The following is a 2463-nucleotide window of genomic DNA, read 5'->3' as shown; positions in this document are numbered from 1 at the left end:
TTATATATTTCTTTTTCAGAAAAATCAAATATATCTTCAATATTTACTATATCATTTTCTATTATTTCAATTGTTTTTGTTGTTATTCCACTAATTGATTTTAACCATAAATAGATATCTTTTTTCTCCATAAAATACACCTCAAAAACTTATTTAAAATAACTATAATAAGCTCTTCTAAATGAAAAAGCTTCTATAATACATTGTGAATTTATCAACTCTATTCCTTCTAAATCAGCTATTGTTCTTGCCATCTTTAAAAGTTTTGTATAACTTCTACTACTTAAATTATATTTATTAAATATTACTTTAGCCATTTTTGAAGCTTCTTTTTCTAATTTACAATATTTTAATAAATTAGAGGCCTTAATTTCACTATTATTTTTTATATTATCTTTTTTAAATCTATTTATTTGTATTTTTCTAGCATTTTCTACTCTTATCTTTATTTTTTGAGAACTTTCTTCTTGTTTTGATGAATTTAAATCATCATATTTTACAGTATTTACTTCTACAAAAATATCAAACCTATCTAATAATGGTCCTGATATTTTATTTATGTATTTATTAATTTCATTACTCCTACATCTACACTCTGTATTTGACATATAATAACCACATGGGCATGGATTCATAGCTGCAATTAGTAATACTCTACAAGGATATTTTGTACTGTACTTTACTCTAGATATATTTACATATCCATCTTCTATAGGTTGTCTCAAAGTCTCAAGGATTTTCCTATCAAATTCAGCGATTTCATCTAAAAACAAAATACCCCTATGTGCTAGTGCTACTTCTCCAGGTCTTGCATCTGTTCCTCCTCCAATTAAAGACTGCTTTGTAGTCGTATGATGAGGAGCCCTAAAAGGTCTTTTATCAATTATGCCTTTATTTTCATCTATCATACCCAATACACTATAAACCTTACTTACCTCTATCATCTCTTCTACACTTACATCTGGTAAAATTGTTATTACTCTTTTTGCAATCATTGTTTTACCTGAGCCTGGAGGCCCAATCATAAGCATATTATGATTTCCAGCAGCAGCTATCTCTGCACTTCTTTTTATAAAATAATTTCCTTTAACATCATTAAAATCTTCATCATATTTGCTTTCTTTTGTATCGTAAAATTCAGGATATTTACAATATGTATAGTTACTATTTGTTTCTATTTCTTCATTTAAAAAAGACATTATTTTTTCTTTATCGACTTTTATTTCTCCGTTTAAAAAACCTATACATTCTTTTAAACTTTTAATAGGTATTATATCAATTTCTTCTATAAATAGACTTTCTTTTATATTGTCAACTGGTATAAAAATACGTTTTATATTTTGGGTCTTTGCACCTATAATTATGGGTAATATACCTCTTACTTTTCTTATTTTTCCATCTAATGATAATTCTCCTATAAACATACTTTCTCTTATATAATTTTCATCCTTTTTTATTAATCCTCTTAAAAGACCTATACTTATTGATAAATCTAAAAAAGCACCTTCTTTTTTTATATCTGCTGGTGATAAATTTACAACAATTCTTGTATTTGGAAATTTATATCCACTGTTGCTAATAGCTGATTTAACTCTCTCTCTCGCCTCTTTAATTTCTTTACTTGGAAGCCCAACAATATTGAAGCTAGGTATACCATTACTTGTATCCACCTCAACCTTTACTAGAAAACTCTCAATTCCTATTAAATTACTTGAATTAATAATACTTAACATATAATAATCCTTTCCAAAACTTTATCTTTCTTAAAAAGCATTCATTATGTGATTTACTCTTTTTTCTGATAAATAAACTTCTACAACATCAAACCTTATGGGAATATTATGTAAATTATTTTTTGTGATATAGTATTTAGCAATCTCAACTATCTTTTTTCTCTTCTTGAAATTTACAGATTCACAAGGATAACCATACCTTAAATTAGACCTTGATTTTACTTCTACAAATACAATCTCATCATCCATCCTTACTATTATATCTACTTCTCCAATCTTTAATCTGTAGTTTTTTTCTAGTAGTTTTGCACCTTTTGACAATAAATAATTAATTGCTACTTCTTCTCCAAAATCACCTTTTTCTTTGTTATTCATTTTTTACTCCAATACATTAGATTTTTACTTTTTGATTATGGTCAGTATACAATTTAACTATTCAAATTTTTTAGATTGATTTTATTTTCATTAATATTAATAGATACCTCTATTGACTTTATTCTTTTATGATATTATTCTAGTTTTCATAAGGAAAGTTTATTTTTATGGAGGAATGTTTTTAATGAACAGAAAAAAATTAGTTACTTTTATACGATATTTATCTCTATTTATATTGATTGTAAGTTATCTAAACAATGCTGAAAATACAATGTATTCAATTATGACAATAATAATATTATTTCTAATTATAATAAATAATCAAGTCAGATTTTTTTCTTTATCAAACAAGAAT

The 2463-nt window shown here is 25.1% G+C and carries 2 protein-coding genes; both read right to left on the bottom strand.

What is annotated here, in order from left to right:
• Window positions 1–149: 149 nt before the first annotated feature.
• On the bottom strand, window positions 150–1733 hold the full coding sequence (locus KGF52_RS20825; protein WP_227841492.1) for a YifB family Mg chelatase-like AAA ATPase: 1584 nt from the start codon (window positions 1731–1733) through the stop codon (window positions 150–152).
• A 30-nt stretch (window positions 1734–1763) separates the two neighbouring features.
• Window positions 1764–2108, bottom strand: coding sequence for a YraN family protein (locus tag KGF52_RS20820; RefSeq protein WP_227827166.1), 345 nt, complete (start codon window positions 2106–2108; stop codon window positions 1764–1766).
• Window positions 2109–2463: the final 355 nt, after the last annotated feature.

Origin of the sequence: Clostridioides sp. ZZV15-6597, assembly GCF_020657815.1 — a bacterium.
GTDB lineage: Bacteria > Bacillota > Clostridia > Peptostreptococcales > Peptostreptococcaceae > Clostridioides.
This window is presented reverse-complemented; position numbering and strand designations above follow the sequence as displayed.

Bases quoted from the DNA above. Each gene is read 5' to 3' on its own strand.
- KGF52_RS20820 (WP_227827166.1), bottom strand. From the start codon at position 2,108: ATGAATAACAAAGAAAAAGGTGATTTTGGAGAAGAAGTAGCAATTAAT.
- KGF52_RS20825 (WP_227841492.1), bottom strand. From the start codon at position 1,733: ATGTTAAGTATTATTAATTCAAGTAATTTAATAGGAATTGAGAGTTTT.